The 14,402-nt window shown below is 71.7% G+C and carries 12 protein-coding genes; 3 read left to right on the forward strand and 9 right to left on the reverse strand.

The genetic code is table 11. The features are described 5' to 3' along the window. Nucleotides 1-61: 61 nt before the first annotated feature. Nucleotides 62-1,207, reverse strand: a complete 1,146-nt coding sequence (locus N3K63_RS14725; protein ID WP_261580958.1) for a PrsW family intramembrane metalloprotease — start codon at nt 1,205-1,207, stop codon at nt 62-64. A 39-nt stretch (nt 1,208-1,246) separates the two neighbouring features. On the opposite strand from N3K63_RS14725, the gene N3K63_RS14730 reads away from it, so the two are divergent. Continuing rightward, nucleotides 1,247-2,113 (forward strand): fumarylacetoacetate hydrolase family protein, encoded by an 867-nt coding sequence (locus N3K63_RS14730; RefSeq protein ID WP_261580959.1) that lies wholly within the window; start codon nt 1,247-1,249, stop codon nt 2,111-2,113. A gap of 105 nt (nt 2,114-2,218) precedes the next feature. On the opposite strand, the gene N3K63_RS14735 is transcribed toward N3K63_RS14730, so the two are convergent. From N3K63_RS14735 to N3K63_RS14765, 7 genes are all read right to left on the reverse strand, one after another. Next, nucleotides 2,219-2,806 carry a DUF4190 domain-containing protein gene (locus N3K63_RS14735; RefSeq protein WP_261580960.1) on the reverse strand — a complete coding sequence of 196 codons (588 nt, stop codon included), beginning with the start codon at nt 2,804-2,806 and terminating at the stop codon, nt 2,219-2,221. Nucleotides 2,807-2,897: 91 nt separating this feature from the next. Beyond that, nucleotides 2,898-4,355 carry an aspartate ammonia-lyase gene (locus tag N3K63_RS14740; protein WP_261580961.1) on the reverse strand — a complete coding sequence of 486 codons (1,458 nt, stop codon included), beginning with the start codon at nt 4,353-4,355 and terminating at the stop codon, nt 2,898-2,900. Between the two features lie 161 nt (nt 4,356-4,516). After that, a complete protein-coding gene (locus N3K63_RS14745) occupies nt 4,517-5,512 on the reverse strand; it encodes an aldo/keto reductase (protein WP_261580962.1) in 996 nt (331 codons plus the stop codon). Further along, nucleotides 5,509-5,892, reverse strand: a complete 384-nt coding sequence (locus N3K63_RS14750; protein ID WP_261580963.1) for a MerR family transcriptional regulator — start codon at nt 5,890-5,892, stop codon at nt 5,509-5,511. Before N3K63_RS14750 ends, N3K63_RS14745 begins: the two co-directional genes overlap by 4 nt. 44 nt (nt 5,893-5,936) lie before the next feature. Next, a complete protein-coding gene (locus tag N3K63_RS14755) occupies nt 5,937-6,920 on the reverse strand; it encodes a phosphodiesterase (RefSeq protein WP_261580964.1) in 984 nt (327 codons plus the stop codon). A 50-nt stretch (nt 6,921-6,970) separates the two neighbouring features. After that, nucleotides 6,971-7,306 (reverse strand): peptidase, encoded by a 336-nt coding sequence (locus N3K63_RS14760; RefSeq protein WP_261580965.1) that lies wholly within the window; start codon nt 7,304-7,306, stop codon nt 6,971-6,973. After that, entirely contained in the window at nt 7,303-8,544 is a 1,242-nt protein-coding gene (locus N3K63_RS14765) for an inorganic phosphate transporter (protein ID WP_261580966.1), read from the reverse strand. Before N3K63_RS14765 ends, N3K63_RS14760 begins: the two co-directional genes overlap by 4 nt. Nucleotides 8,545-8,750: 206 nt before the next feature. Between N3K63_RS14765 and N3K63_RS14770 the strand changes: the two genes are divergently transcribed. Both N3K63_RS14770 and N3K63_RS14775 read left to right on the forward strand, forming a co-directional pair. Further along, a complete protein-coding gene (locus N3K63_RS14770) occupies nt 8,751-10,862 on the forward strand; it encodes a S9 family peptidase (protein WP_261580967.1) in 2,112 nt (703 codons plus the stop codon). A gap of 837 nt (nt 10,863-11,699) precedes the next feature. Further along, a complete protein-coding gene (locus N3K63_RS14775; protein WP_261580968.1) occupies nt 11,700-12,671 on the forward strand; it encodes an endonuclease domain-containing protein in 972 nt (323 codons plus the stop codon). A gap of 683 nt (nt 12,672-13,354) precedes the next feature. Here the strand turns inward: N3K63_RS14775 and N3K63_RS14780 are convergent. Continuing rightward, on the reverse strand, nt 13,355-14,383 hold the full coding sequence (locus N3K63_RS14780) for a 6-phosphofructokinase (protein WP_261580969.1): 1,029 nt from the start codon (nt 14,381-14,383) through the stop codon (nt 13,355-13,357). Between the last annotated feature and the right edge of the window lie 19 nt (nt 14,384-14,402).

A 14,402-nucleotide genomic window follows, 5' to 3' on the forward strand; every position in this document is an offset into this window, starting at 1 on the left:
CAGGCATCGCCGCGGCCCCGGGCGCTGAGCTGTGTCAGGGCCTCGGCCGCCGCCGGGCGGGTCACCCGACCAGCGCCGCTCGCGCGGCCACAGCGCGCTGCAGGTAGACCCGCTCCTCCTCGGCGGCCTCGGGGTCGCGACCCGACACCGCCCGCTGCCGCGCCGCGGCGAGCCCCGTCGCGTCGGCGATGAAGCCCCGCATGGCGGCGGCGCGCTCGGGCGCGGCCGAGCGCGCCCACGCCATGGCGCGCGCCCGGCCGCCGCGGGTGGCGAGCATGTCGACTTCGGCGGGGCTGAACCATCCCGCCGCGGCGTAGGCGTTCAGGTGCGTGCGGGTGAGGCGCATCTCCTCGCGGCGCAGCGCCAGCACCCCCACCGCGAAGACGAGGAAGAGGGGCACCTGCAGGGTCACGTACAGGGCGAAGAAGTCGCCGTAGACCGCCGACGCGTTCCACAGACCGTGAAGCAGCATCGCGCCGGCCAGCCCCCACGCGAACGCGACCGCGATGCTCCCCCGCGCGCCCCGGCGCGCCGCGATGCCCAGCGCGAAACCGGTGACGGCGGTGAACATCACGTGCGCGAACGGCGAGAGCAGCCCGCGCAGGAAGAAGGTCATGGTCGCTTCGGCCGCGCCGCCCTCGATGAGGCTCGTGGCGAAGTAGAGGATGTTCTCGGTGAAGGCGAACCCCGCCCCCACCAGCGCGCCGTAGACGACGCCGTCGACGGGGCCGTCGAACGCCCGGCGCCCCACGACGAAGACGATGAGCACGCCGACGCCCTTGGCGAGCTCCTCCACGATCGGCGCCTGCACCACCGCGGAGGCGGCGCCGATGTCGCCGGCCAGCACCGCGACGGCCGCGTCGATCAGCAGCGACAGCGCCACCGCAGCGACCGCGCCCCACGCCACGGCGAACACGATGAGGCTGCGCGGTTCGGGCTCCCACCGGTCGACCACGCGGATGGCCAGCAGCACCGCTGCAAGCGGGACGAGGGCCAGCACCATGCCGACGGCGGCGGCCTCGGCCCCGAGGAAGGTGAGCAGGTACGCGGCCAGGGCGGCCAGCAGCACGGCCAGCGGGGCGAACAGCCACAGCGGCGCACGGCGGCCGCGGCGCGCCGGCACCGGCACCGCCGGCACGCCCGCCGAGGGCGGAACCGGCGCCCCCGCACCGTGCTCGGGCTGGGCGAGCGGCGACGGGAACGTCATGCCGGTCAGCGTAGCGGGCCGCCCGGGTAGCCTGGAGCCATGCGCTTCGCCCATGTCGTCACCGCCGACGCACCCGACCCGCAGCTGGTGATCGTCGACGGCGACGCGGCCCTCCCCGTAGCCGGGCTGTTCGACGGCGCCCCCCACGAGCTGCAGCCCCTCATCGACGGCGGCGCGGCGCTGCTCGAGCGCGTGCGGGATGCCGCGGCGGATGCGGACGGGTGGATGCCGCTGGCCCCGCTGGGGTTCGCTTCGGCGGTGCGCCGGCCGCCGGTGATCCTCGCGATCGGCCTTAACTACGCCGCCCACTCGAGCGAGCTGGGCCTCAAAGCCGACAAGGCGCCCACCGTGTTCGTGCTGTGGCCCAACTCGCTCACCGCCCACGAGGCCACCACGACGTGGCCGCGCTCACTCAGCGAGTCCGTCGACTACGAGGCCGAGCTGGGCGTCATCATCGGCGAGCCCGCCCGCGACGTGAGCGAGGCCGACGCCCTGTCGCACGTGTGGGGTTACACCGTCATCAACGACATCACCGCGCGCGACATCCAGTTCTCCGAGGCCCAGTGGTCGCGCTGCAAGTCGTTCGACGGCTTCACCCCGACCGGGCCGTTCGTGGTCACCGCCGATGAGATCGACGATCCGCAGGACCTCCACATCTGGGCGGTCGTGGACGGGCAGACCGTGCAGGATGCCTCGACCGGACAGATGATCCGGTCGGTGGCCACCCTCGTCTCGCACCTGTCGCAGTCGGCCACCCTGCTGCCGGGCACCCTGATCTCCACCGGCAGCCCCGGCGGCGCCGGCTACTCCCGTGACCCGCAGATCTTCCTGCGCGACCGCTCGACGGTGACCGTCGGGATCGACGGCATCGGCGAGCTCACCACGCACTGCCGCATCGACGGCTGAGCATCCGCGCCGATCGGTGCGCCGACGACAGGTGCGCCGACACAGGTGCGACGGAACGACGCAGCGCCCGCCGGCGGACCGGTGGGCGCTGCGATCGGATGCGGCTCAGTAGCCGGCGTCGTCGAGGATCTGCTCGCACGACACCTGCTGGCCCCAGATCTCCACGTATCCGGTGCCGCCGTTGGCCAGGCACGCGTCGATCTGCGACGCGAGGTCGCCGGCGGCGCCGGCGAACAGGGCGACGAGCACGATGCCGACGATGACACCGATCACGATGAGCACCGAGCTGACGATGATCGCCCACAGTGCGGGCGCGTTCTTCACGCCGGCCTTGCGGCTCTGCACGAGCGCGACGATGCCGAGGATGAGGCCGACCAGCTGCAGGCCGACCGGCACGATCGCCAGCACGAGTGCGACGATGCCCATCGTCTTGCCGGGGACCGGCGCACCGGGTCCGGCGGCGTAGGCGGGTGCCGGCGGGGCGCTGTAGGCGGGCGCCGAGTAGGCGGGCGCCGACGGCGCGGCGGACTCGGCCGCGGGCGGCGTGTAGGCGGGCGCGCTCTCGGGCGCGGGCGGCGTGTACGCGGGCGGCTCGGTCTCGGCCGCGGGCGGCGTGTAGGCGGGCGCGCTCTCGGGCGGGGTGGGCGACGAGGCGGGCTTGACCGGCTCGGCGGGGTTCTGGGGGTCGCTCATGTGGGCCTCCTGGGGATGACGGCCGGCAGGACGCCGGCAGACTCACGGTAGTGGACGCCTCGGATGACCGCCAAGGGGTTGCGCTCCCCGGTCAGTTCTCCACGAGATTCTCGGCGGGCTGGATGATCGGGATCGCCTTGGTCACCGCCTGCAGCCCCGACAGCCGCGCCGGGGAGAGCTGCTTGTCGACCTCGTCGCGGCTCATGAGGCCCGCCTCCACCACGAGATCGCCGACGTTGCGGTGGGTGAGCAGAGCGGTCTTGGCCAGCGCCGCGGCCGCGGCGTAGCCGATGAAGGGCGTCAGGGCGGTGACCACGCCCACCGACGAGCCCACCATCGCGCCCAGGCGCTCCCTGTTGGCGGTGATGCCGTCGACGCAGTTCACCCGCAGCGTGCGCATGCCCCGTCGCATCCAGGTGATCGACTGGAAGATCGAGTGCGCGATGACCGGCTCGAACGCGTTCAGCTGCAGCTGACCGGCCTCGACGGCCATCGTCACCGTCAGGTCGGCGCCGGCGACGGCGAAGGCGACCTGGTTGACGACCTCGGGGATGACGGGGTTGACCTTGCCGGGCATGATCGACGACCCCGCCTGGCGCGCGGGGAGGTTGATCTCCCCGAGTCCGGCCTGCGGGCCCGACGAGAGCAGACGCAGGTCGTTGCAGATCTTCGAGAGCTTGATGGCGTTGCGCTTGAGCGACGACGAGAACGACATGAACGAGCCGGTGTCGCTGGTGGCCTCGACGAGGTCGTCGGCGGTGACCAGGTCGAGCCCGGTGATCTCGCGCAGGTGCCGCACGACGGCGGGCGCGTAGTCCTGGTGCGTTGTGATGCCAGTGCCGATCGCGGTGGCACCCATGTTGATCTCGTAGAGCAGGTAGGCGTTCTCGTTGAGGCGCTGGTGGTCGTAGCCGAGGGTGGTGGCGAACCCGTGGAACTCCTGCCCGAGCGTCATCGGCACGGCATCCTGCAGCTGGGTGCGCCCGATCTTGAGCACGTCGTGGAACTCGGCGGCCTTGGCCAGGAAGGAGCGGCGCAGCAGGTCGAGTTCGTCGAGCAGGGTCTTGAGGTCGAGACTGAGCCCCACCTTCACCGCCGTCGGGTACACGTCGTTGGTGGACTGGCTGCGGTTGGTGTGGTCGATGGGCGAGAGGTAGGCGTAGTCGCCCTTCTCGCGACCGGCCAGTTCGAGGGCGATGTTGGTGATCACCTCGTTCGCGTTCATGTTGGTCGAGGTGCCGGCACCGCCCTGGATCACCCCCACGACGAACTGATCGTGGAACTCGCCGTCGATGACGCGCTGCGACGCGCGGTCGATGAGGTCGGCGCGCACCGGATCGAGCACGCCGATCTCACGGTTCGCGCGGGCCGAGGCCTGCTTGACCATCGCGAGGCCGTTCACGAGGTCGGCGTAGACCGAGATGGGCCGCTGCGAGACCGGGAAGTTCTCCAGCGCCCGGGCGGTGTGGATGCCCCAGTAGGCGTCGGCGGGGATCTCGAGGGATCCCAGGGAATCGGTCTCGGTGCGCGTACGGGCGTCCAGTGCCATGTGTCTGTCCTCGTGGGTCGTCACATCATCGTGAAGGGGTGAGACCAGCCTAATCGCGATGACGGGGGCGCCGACCGGACGTGGTGTACGGTCGGCGCCCCCGATTCCGCCGTGACGGCGACCACCGCGTGCGGCGGAAGGCCGTCAGCGGCGGGACGGCGTCAGCGGTTGAGCGGCGTCATATCGGCGTAGCGGTCGCCGACGGCCGGGGCGACGGCATCCAGCTGCGCCAGCTGCTGCGGGGTCAGCGTGATCCCGGCGGCGGCGATGTTCTCGTCGAGACGATCGAGGCGGCGCGTGCCGGGGATGGGGACGATGTCCTCCCCCTGCGCGAGCAGCCACGCCAGGGCCACCTGCGCGGGGGTGGCCTCGGCTGCGGCGGCGACCTGCTCGATCACTTCGACGATGCGCAGGTTGGCATCGAGCGCCTCGCCCGCGAACCGCGGGTTGTCGCGCCGGAAGTCGTCGGCGGCGAGCGCGTCGACCGAGCGGATCGCGCCGGTGAGGAACCCGCGGCCGAGCGGCGAGTAGGGCACGAAGCCGATGCCGAGTTCGCGCAGCGCCGGCAGGAGCTCGGCCTCGGGCTCACGCGACCACAGCGAGTACTCGGTCTGCACCGCCGTGACCGGGTGCACGGCGTGGGCGCGGCGGATGGTGTCGACGGCGGCCTCCGACAGCCCGTAGCCGCCGATCTTCCCCTCGGCGACGAGGTCGGCCAGCGCCCCGACGGTCTCTTCGATCGGCACGCCCGGGTCCATCCGGTGCTGGTAGTACAGGTCGACGCGGTCGGTCTGCAGCCGGCGCAGCGACCCTTCGACCGACAGGCGCAGGTTGGCGGGGCTGCCGTCGAGGCCGCGACCGCCGTCGCCGGTGTGGCGGATGGTGCCGAACTTCGTCGCGATGACGACCTCGTCGCGACGTCCGCTCTCGGCGAGCGTGCGGCCGAGCAGCTCCTCGTTGGCGTAGGGGCCGTAGATCTCGGCGGTGTCCAGCAGCGTCACGCCGCGGTCGAGGGCGCCGAGGATCGTGCGGGCCCCGCCCGCGTCGTCTTGGCCGGCGCCGGTGTAGAACGCGCTGATGCCCATGAGGCCGAGGCCGATGCGGCCGACGACGGGGCCAGCGGCGCCCAGGGGGGTGGTGGGGAGGGAGGTGGTCATGAGGATGCGATCTCCTTGTCGTACAGCGTGATCTTGTGGTCGATGGCGGCGAGGCTGGCGGCGACCTCGTCGAGTTGGGCGCGCACCATGTCGCGGTGCGCCGTCAGCAGCTCGCGCCGCTGGGCCACCGTGTGCTCGCCCTGCCGCACGAGCTCGGTGTAGCGCCGAACGACGGCGATGGGCATGCCGGTCGAGCGCAGCCGGGTGAGGAACCGCAGCCACGTGAGGTCGGCGTCGGTGTAGCGGCGGTGCGACGAGGGCGCGCGGTCGACGGGCACCAGCATGAGGCCGGTGCGCTCGTAATAGCGCAGGGTGTGGGCCGAGAGTCCGGTCGCCGCCGCCGCTTCGGCGATGGTGAGGCTCTCCGTGAGGACGGTCATGTCTTCACGGTAAGACTGCGAGTGCGCTCTCAGTCAAGCCCGCCTCAGCGCTTGCGCGAGAAAGCCTCCAGGCGCTCCTCCGGCGACAGTGCCGCCATCTCGGCCACCCAGGCGTCGGAGAAGTAGTCGCCGGTCTCTGCGGCGACCACCGGGACCACGGAGTGGGTGATGGTGTCGTCGTAGACGTGCACGAGGTGGAACGACTGCCCGGCATCCATGCCGTTGACCTCCACCGCGGGGCGCTGCAGGTTCATCGTGTAGCAGGTGGCGGCGGCCACACTCACCGGCACCCCGGCGAAGGTGCCGCTGGTCGAGTAGTGCAGGTGCCCGGCCAGGATGCCGCGCACATCGCTGCCGCGCACGATCGCGGCCAGCTCGTCCTGGTGGCGCAGCTCGAGGATGTCGAACAGCGGGATGTGGCTGGGCAGCGGCGGGTGGTGGAGGGCCAGCAGGGTGCCCAGCGGCGCCGGCTGCGACAGCTCGGCACGCAGCCACTCCCGCTGGGCGGGGTCGATGTCGCCGTGATGCCACCCGGGCACGGTGGAATCCAGCGCGATGAGACGCAGACCGCCGAGGTCCCACACGCCGGTGACGGGCGCCTCGGGATCGGCGGCGGGCTCCGTGGTGTTGGCCTCCGTGGTGGTGGGATCGGCGGCAGGGGGATCGGAGGCGAGCAGGCCCGCCCGCAGCGCCGGCCGCTCGTCGTGGTTGCCGGCCACCCAGACCACCGGAGCGTCCAGGCGCGCCGCGACCGGCTCGACGATCTCGCGCAGGGCCCGGTAGGCGGCCGGTTCGCCGAGGTCGGTGAGGTCTCCGGTGATCACGATCGCGTCGGGGCGGATGCCGGTGCGCACGATCGCCTCGAGGGTGGCCTCGAGGTTCGCCGTCGCGTCGAAGCGCCCGCCCAGCAGCCCCGCGCCGACCAGGTGCGTGTCGCTGAGGTGCACGAGGGTGCGCGCGGCGGGGGCGGAGCGCCCGAATGGGGCGTGCCGCGGCGTGACGGGGGTGCCGGGAAGCTGGTCGACCATGCGCCCAGCCTAAGACGGGGTCCCGTCAGTGGGGTTCCGGCGGTGTGCGGTCAGTGGCCGAAGACGATGAGCAGCAGTCCGCCCAGCACCGCGAGCGCACACAGCGCGAACGACGCGTAGGCGGCCACGAGCGCGAGGCGCTTCTGACCCACCGTGAGCGGGCTCTTGCGGGCGGCCTTGGCGGCGGCCTTCTCGGCGCGGCGTCGCTGCTTCTCGGTGATCACCGCGATCGCATCGGTGAACTCGGCGGGGGCCACCACCGGCACGCGGCCCGCGCGCACCAGCATCCGCAGGCCGATCGCGTAGAAGCCGACCACCAGCACGGCGGCGGTGAGGGCGGCGGCGAACACCTGCAGGAAGGCGAACCAGTCGATCACGACGTTCATCGCTTGCCCTCCCCCGCGTCGTCGGCATCGGTGCCGGTCTTGGCGTCTTCGAGCCGGCGCTGGCGGCGCGTGGGCGGCGGGTTGCGCTTGACCTTGACGGCCAGGCCCGAGTCGGCCACCTCGCTCATGGCGTTGTCGGCGTGCACCGCGTCGCGGCGCGAGCGCAGGAAGAGGCCGACGATGATCGCGACGGCCAGCACCGCGTCGATGGCCACGCCCGCCGGCCCGAACCAGACCACCAGCAGCGCGGCGAAGGCGCCCACCAGGCCCGAGGCGGGGAGGGTGAGGACCCAGCCGACGGCGATGCGTCCGACGGTGCGCCACCGCACGTGCGAGCCGCGGCGGCCGAGGCCCGAGCCGATGACCGAGCCGGAGGCGACCTGGGTCGTCGACAGGGCGAAGCCCAGCGCCGACGAGGCGAGGATGGTGGCGGCCGTGGAGCTCTCGGCCGAGAAACCCTGCGCCGGCTTGACGTCGGTGAGGCCCTTGCCGAGGGTGCGGATGATGCGCCAGCCGCCCATGTAGGTGCCCAGGGCGATCGCGAACGCGCACGAGAAGATGACCCACGTCTGCGGCTCGGTGTGGTCGCCGTCCTGCAGCCCCGCGGTGATGAGGGCGAGGGTGATGACACCCATCGTCTTCTGGGCGTCGTTGGTGCCGTGGGCGAGGGCGACGAGGCTCGAGGTGAAGATCTGCCCCCAGCGGAACCCGTCGCGACCGTCGGGCTTGCTGTCGTAGCGGCGCGTGATCGCATAGGCCAGGCGCGTGACGGCGAAGGCGATGAGCCCCGCCGTGACGGGGGCGATGAGCGCCGGCAGCACGACCTTGCTCAGCACCACGCCGAAGTCGATCGCCGCGGCGCTCGCGCCGACCAGGGTCGCGCCGATCAGGCCGCCGAACAGGGCGTGCGACGAGCTCGAGGGCAGACCGAGCAGCCAGGTGAGCATGTTCCAGGTGATCGCGCCGATCAGGCCCGCGAAGATGATCGGCAGGAAGGTGGCGGCATCGATGCCGTCTTCCTTGATGATCCCGTGCGAGATCGTCTTCGAGACCTCCGTCGACAGGAACGCGCCGACGAGATTCAGACCCGCCGCGAGCAGCACGGCGACCTTCGGCTTGAGCGCACCGGTGGCGATCGGGGTCGCCATCGCGTTGGCGGTGTCGTGGAATCCGTTGGTGAAATCGAAGAACAGCGCGAGGCCGATCACGAGCACGACGAGGAGGACTGCTGTTTCCACCGTTCGCTTTCCTTGAGACGGGTGAGAGAGGATGCCGAGACGATCGGCGGTGCGAACGAAGAGTTCACCGTGGGTTCAGCGTCCGGCAACCGGACCGAAAGAATCCTCGCATATCGCGCGCCCCCGCGTGACCCCGGTCGTCCGGAACTATTGTCCCGGCGGTGGCGGCGGGCCCGGGCGGGGCGGGTGATGCCTAGGCTGGAGCGGTGACCAGCGCACCGACCGCGGCCCCCGTCGCCGCAGCCCGTCCGACCGTCCGCACCCACCACGGTGACGAGGTGAACGACCCGTACGAGTGGCTGCGCGCCAAGGAGGATCCCGAAGTCATCGCGCACCTCGAGGCCGAGAACGCCTACACCGACGCCCGCACCGCCCACCTGTCGGGGCTGCGGGAGCGCATCTTCGAGGAGATCAAGGGCCGCACGCTCGAGACCGACCTGTCGGTGCCCGCCCGTCGCGGCGGCTGGTGGTACTACGGCCGCACCGTGGCCGGCAAGCAGTACGGCATCCACTGTCGTGCGCCGCTGGCGGGCCCCGACGACTGGACGCCGCCCGAGCTCTCCCCCGACACCGAGGTGCCCGGCGAAGAGGTGCTGCTCGACGGCAATGTCGAGGCCGAGGGCCACGAGTTCTTCTCGCTGGGCAGCTTCGACGTCTCCACCGACGGCACACGGCTGCTCTACGGCGTCGACACCGAGGGCGACGAGCGCTACACCCTGCGCATCCGCGACCTCGCCCGCGGCGAGGACCTCACCGACGTCGTCACCGGCACCTCGGCGGGGGCGTCGTTCTCGCCCGACGGCCGGCATGTCGTCTACACGACCGTCGACGACGCCTGGCGCCCCGACACCGTGTGGCTGCACGAGGTGGGCACCGACGCGGATGCCGACGCGAAGCTCTTCCACGAGCCCGACGAGCGCTACTGGGTGGGCGCCGGGTTCACCCGCAGCGACCAGTACCTGGTGATCGAGGTGGGATCGTCGATCACCACCGAGGAGTTCCTCGTGCCCGCCGACGACCTGCGCCGCGAGCCCCGCTCGATCTGGCCGCGCGTCGAAGGCGTGGAGTACTCCGCCACCCACGCCGTCGTCGACGGCGCCGACGTGCTCTACATCCTCCACAACGACGGCGCCCTCGACTTCGAGCTCGTCGCCGTCCCGGCATCCGACCCGCAGGGCGAGCGCCGCGTGGTGCTCCCCCACACCCCCGGCACCCGGCTGCTCGACGTCTCGGCCTTCCGCGACTGGGGCGTCGTCTCGTACCGCCGCGAGGGCCTCGCGCGCATGGGGATGCTGGACTACGCCACCGGCACCGTCGCCGAGCTCGCCTTCGACGAGCCGCTGTACGCGGCCGGACCGGGCGGCAACCCGGAGTGGGCCCCGCCGCTGCTGCGCATCGGCTACGGCTCGTTCATCACCCCCGGAACCGTCTACGACTACGTCGTGGCCACCGGCGAACTGCTGCTGCGCAAGCAGCAGCCGGTGCTCGGCGGCTACTCCGCGCAGGAGTATGGCCAGGAGCGGGTGTGGGCCACGGCATCCGACGGCGTGCAGGTGCCGATCTCGCTGGTGTGGAAGCGCTCGTTCGGCGACCCGGGCGACGGGCCCCGGCCGGTGCACCTGTACGGCTACGGATCGTACGAACACTCGATCGAGCCGGGCTTCTCGGTGGCGCGGCTGTCGATGCTCGACCGTGGCGTCGTGTTCGCGATCGCCCACGTGCGCGGCGGCGGAGAGATGGGCCGCCAGTGGTACGAAGACGGCAAGCTGCGGCACAAGCGCAACACCTTCACCGACTTCGTCGCGTGCGCCGAGCACCTCGTGTCGACCGGGATCACCACCCCCGACCGCATGGTCGCCGAGGGCGGCTCGGCCGGCGGCCTGCTGATGGGCGCCGTCGCCAACCTCGCCCCCGAGCTGTTCGCCGGCGTGCTGGCCGACGTGCCGTTCGTCGACGCGCTCACCACGATCCTCGACCCGTCGCTGCCGCTCACCGTCATCGAATGGGACGAATGGGGCGACCCCCTGCACGACGCCGAGGTCTACGCCTACATGAAGTCGTACAGCCCCTACGAGAACGTGCGCGACGGCGTGCGCTACCCCCGCATCCTCGCCACCACCTCGCTCAACGACACCCGCGTCTACTACGTCGAGCCGGCGAAGTGGGTCGCGCGCCTGCGCGAGGCCGGGGTCGACGCCCTGCTCAAGTGCGAGATGGTCGCCGGCCACGGCGGCGTCTCTGGACGTTACAACTCCTGGCACCAGCGCGCCTACGAGCTCGCCTGGCTGCTCGACGTGCTCGGCCTCGCGGAGGCGTAGGTCGGGGGTGCGGCGGGGGTGCGGGGCGCGGGCGCGCGGGTGCTGAGCGCGTCCTGCAAAATGTGGGTGCCCCGGCCGTGGGCGCAGAATGCGGGACACGGGTGATGCGCACGTCCCGAAGAATGCGGGTGCGCCGGCCGTAGGCCGCATTATCCGGGACACGGGTTAGCGCGCGTCCCGCAGAATGCGGGTGCGCGGGCCGTAGGCCGCACTATCCGGGACACGGGTGCTGCGCACGTCCCGCAAAATGCGGGTGCGCCGGCCGTAGGCCGCGGGTTGCGGGACCCGGGATACGGGTGCGTCCCGGAGAGTGCGAGTGCGGGAGACCTCTGCAGCACTTTTCGGGACATGGATGCTGCGCTCGTCCCGCAACTGGTTGGGGGTGCGGGCGTCCCCGCAGAATGCGGAACACGGATGCCGAGCGCGTCCCGCAATCCGCGGGTGCGCGCGCCCACCCCCGCAGATCAAGGGACGCGGATGCCGCTCAGGTCCCGCGACCTGCGGGTGTAACCGCCCCGCACCCGCAGATCCTGGGACACGGATGCCGCTCAGGTCCCGCGACCTGCGGGTGTAACCGCCCCGCACCCGCAGATCCTGGGACACGACAACTCAGCGGGTCCCGCAACCGGCAGGTCCCGAAAGGTGCGGGTCCCGCAACCGGCGGCATCCGCCCACCCACCCCCACTTAGCGGGACGCAGGCGCCGGGCGCGGCCCACAGGATGCGAGCGCGAAACCACGCCCTCGCAGCTTCCTCCACAGACGCGTCTTCGGCCGCGGCATCCACAGATCAGGGTCGGGGCCGACATCGCGGCGCCGGCACGCGGTGCACTGGGGCGATGACCCGACTGCAGCCCCTGCCCACAGCTCTCGTCGATCGCGCGTTCTCGGTGCGTGAGGCCCAGGCGCTCGGGGTGACGACGTCACGATTGCGGGGCCGCGACCTCGACTCGCCGGCCCACGGCGGCCGGGTCGTGCGCCGGGATCCGCCGCCGGTCCCCGCCGATGAGTCCCCGAGCCAGCGGTCACGACGACAGCGTGACGAGCTCGTCGCTCACGCGCAACAGGTGGCCCCGGTGCTGAAGCCGTCGCAGTTCTTCAGCCACGAGACGGCGCTCGCCCTCCTCGGAGTGCCGCTCCCGTATGGCCTCGAGACGGATGGTCCGCTCCACGTCGCAGCGCACCGCCCATCGGGTCAGCCGCGTCGCGCCGGCATGATCGGTCACCGGCTGAGTGCGCGTGCGCACCCCGGCTGGATGGCCGCCGGCGCCGCCGTCGAGCATCCCGCACGCGCCTGGCGCCAGGTGGGGGCGACCTGGCACCTCGACGACCTCATCGCCGCGGCGGACCATCTGGTGCTGCCGCGCAACGCGCTGACGACACTGGACGAGCTGCGCGCCGAGGTCGCCCTCATGGGCGACGTCGCCGGGGGGACCCTCACCCACGCCCTCGACCAGGTGCGCGTCGGGGCCGAGACCGCGGAGGAGACGCGGCTCCGCCTGCTGCTGGTGCGCGCGGGGCTTCCCGAGCCGCAGCTGAATCAGGTGCTTCACACCCGCGAGGGGCGTTTCGTCGCGCGGATGGACCTCGCCTTCCCGGCCTACCGCGTCGCGGTCGAGCACGATGGACGCACGCACGCCTTCAACGACGCGCAGTTCGCGCGCGATGCCGACCGCTGGGACGAGATCCGCGCGCAAGGCTGGGTGCACGTGCGGATCCTCAGCCACCACCTCCACCCCGATCCGAACATCGCGCTCGACAAGGTGACCACCGCGCTCCTCGGACGCGGCTGGCGTCCGGGCCGCCGCTGACGCCACTCACCCACGCATCGCGGCACGCGCCGCGCTCCCGCACACGCCGTCTGCCGGACGCGCCCCGCCGAGATGTCCCGCGACGGATGCTCGAGAGCCCACGACCCACGGAACGTGGGACGCGTTACGTCTCCGTGTCCCGTGAACGACCACCTCGGGCGCCATCACCATCCTTCTGCGGGACGCAGCCCCGAGTACGTCCCACAAACGGATGCTTCCGCGCCCGGCATCCGCAGTTCAGGGGACCCACCACACGAGCACGTCCCACAAACGGATGCTCAACCGCCCATCATCCGCAGATCACGGGACCCACCCCACAAGCGTGTCCCGCGAACGGATGCTTTGACGCCCGGCATCCGCAGTTCACGGGACCCGCCCCACAAGCACGTCCCACAAACGGATGCTCTTCCGCCCAGCATCCGCAGATCACGGGACCCACCCCACAAGCGTGTCCCACAAACGGATGCTCAACCGCCCAGCATCCGCAGGTCACGGGACCCACCCCACAAGCACGTCCCACAAACGGATCCTCAACCGCCCAGCATCCGCAGATGACGGGCCCCGCCCCACGAGCACGTCCCACAAACGGACGCCCCGCACGCAAAAGCCCCCACACACCCGCCCCCGCAACGACGAAGCGCCCGCGGTCTCCCGCGGGCGCTTCAGGCGTACAGGCAGCCGGTTCAGCCGAAGAGGGCGGCGGCTTCCTCGTAGCGGTAGTGGGGCACGGTGTGCAGCTCGCCGAGGGCCTCCTCGAACGGCACGCGCACGATGTCGGTGCCCTTCATCGAGACCATCTGACCCCAGGCGCCTTCGGCGACGGCGTCGGCTGCGTGGAGGCCGAGGCGGGTGGCGAGCACCCGGTCGAACGCCGACGGCGAGCCGCCGCGCTGGATGTGGCCGAGCACGGTGGCGCGGGTCTCGATGCCGGTGATGCGCTCGATCTCGGGCGCGAGCACCTCGCTGATGCCGCCCAGGCGCGGGCGGTTGAACGCGTCGAGGCCCTTGTCGCTGTAGGCCTCGTCCATGCCCTGCAGGGTGAAGCCCTCCGAGACGACGACCAGCGGCGCGCGGCCGCGGTCGTGAGCCTTCTGCACCTGCGCGGTGATCTCCTCGAGCGACATCGGCACCTCGGGGATGCAGATGACGTGGGCGCCCGCGGCGATGCCGGAGTGCAGGGCGATCCAGCCGACGTGGCGGCCCATGACCTCGGCGACCATGCAGCGCTGGTGCGAGTCGCCGGTGGTGCGCAGGCGGTCCATGGCCTCGGTGGCGATGTTGACCGCGGTGTCGAAGCCGAACGAGTAGTCGGTGGCGCGCAGGTCGTTGTCGATGGTCTTCGGCACGCCCATGACGTTGATGCCGTCGTTGTAGAGGCGGTTGGCCGCGGCCAGGGTGCCCTCGCCGCCGATGGCGATGATGCCGTCGATGTGGTGGCCGTACAGGGTCGCCTTCACGTTCTCGGCGCCGCCGCGGGGACCCTCGTAGGGGTTGGTGCGGCTCGTGCCGAGGATCGTGCCGCCGACCTTCGACAGGCCCTTGACCTCGTGGCGGGTCAGCGGGAAGAAGTCGCCCTCGACCACACCGCGCCAGCCGTCGCGGATGCCGACGAACTCGATGTTGTAGTTGGTGGTGCCCTTGAGCACGACACCGCGGATGACGGCGTTCAGACCGGGGCAGTCGCCGCCGCTGGTGAGGATGCCGATCTTCATGTGGGGATCCTTTGTGATC

This window comes from Microbacterium festucae (assembly GCF_025421715.1).
Classification (GTDB): Bacteria; Actinomycetota; Actinomycetes; order Actinomycetales; family Microbacteriaceae; genus Microbacterium; species Microbacterium festucae.

Coding starts and splice junctions, on each gene's coding strand:
- N3K63_RS14725 (WP_261580958.1), bottom strand. CDS start 1,207: ATGACGTTCCCGTCGCCGCTCGCCCAGCCCGAGCACGGTGCGGGGGCG.
- N3K63_RS14730 (WP_261580959.1), top strand. CDS start 1,247: ATGCGCTTCGCCCATGTCGTCACCGCCGACGCACCCGACCCGCAGCTG.
- N3K63_RS14735 (WP_261580960.1), bottom strand. CDS start 2,806: ATGAGCGACCCCCAGAACCCCGCCGAGCCGGTCAAGCCCGCCTCGTCG.
- N3K63_RS14740 (WP_261580961.1), bottom strand. CDS start 4,355: ATGGCACTGGACGCCCGTACGCGCACCGAGACCGATTCCCTGGGATCC.
- N3K63_RS14745 (WP_261580962.1), bottom strand. CDS start 5,512: ATGACCACCTCCCTCCCCACCACCCCCCTGGGCGCCGCTGGCCCCGTC.
- N3K63_RS14750 (WP_261580963.1), bottom strand. CDS start 5,892: ATGACCGTCCTCACGGAGAGCCTCACCATCGCCGAAGCGGCGGCGGCG.
- N3K63_RS14755 (WP_261580964.1), bottom strand. CDS start 6,920: ATGGTCGACCAGCTTCCCGGCACCCCCGTCACGCCGCGGCACGCCCCA.
- N3K63_RS14760 (WP_261580965.1), bottom strand. CDS start 7,306: ATGAACGTCGTGATCGACTGGTTCGCCTTCCTGCAGGTGTTCGCCGCC.
- N3K63_RS14775 (WP_261580968.1), top strand. CDS start 11,700: ATGACCCGACTGCAGCCCCTGCCCACAGCTCTCGTCGATCGCGCGTTC.
- N3K63_RS14780 (WP_261580969.1), bottom strand. CDS start 14,383: ATGAAGATCGGCATCCTCACCAGCGGCGGCGACTGCCCCGGTCTGAAC.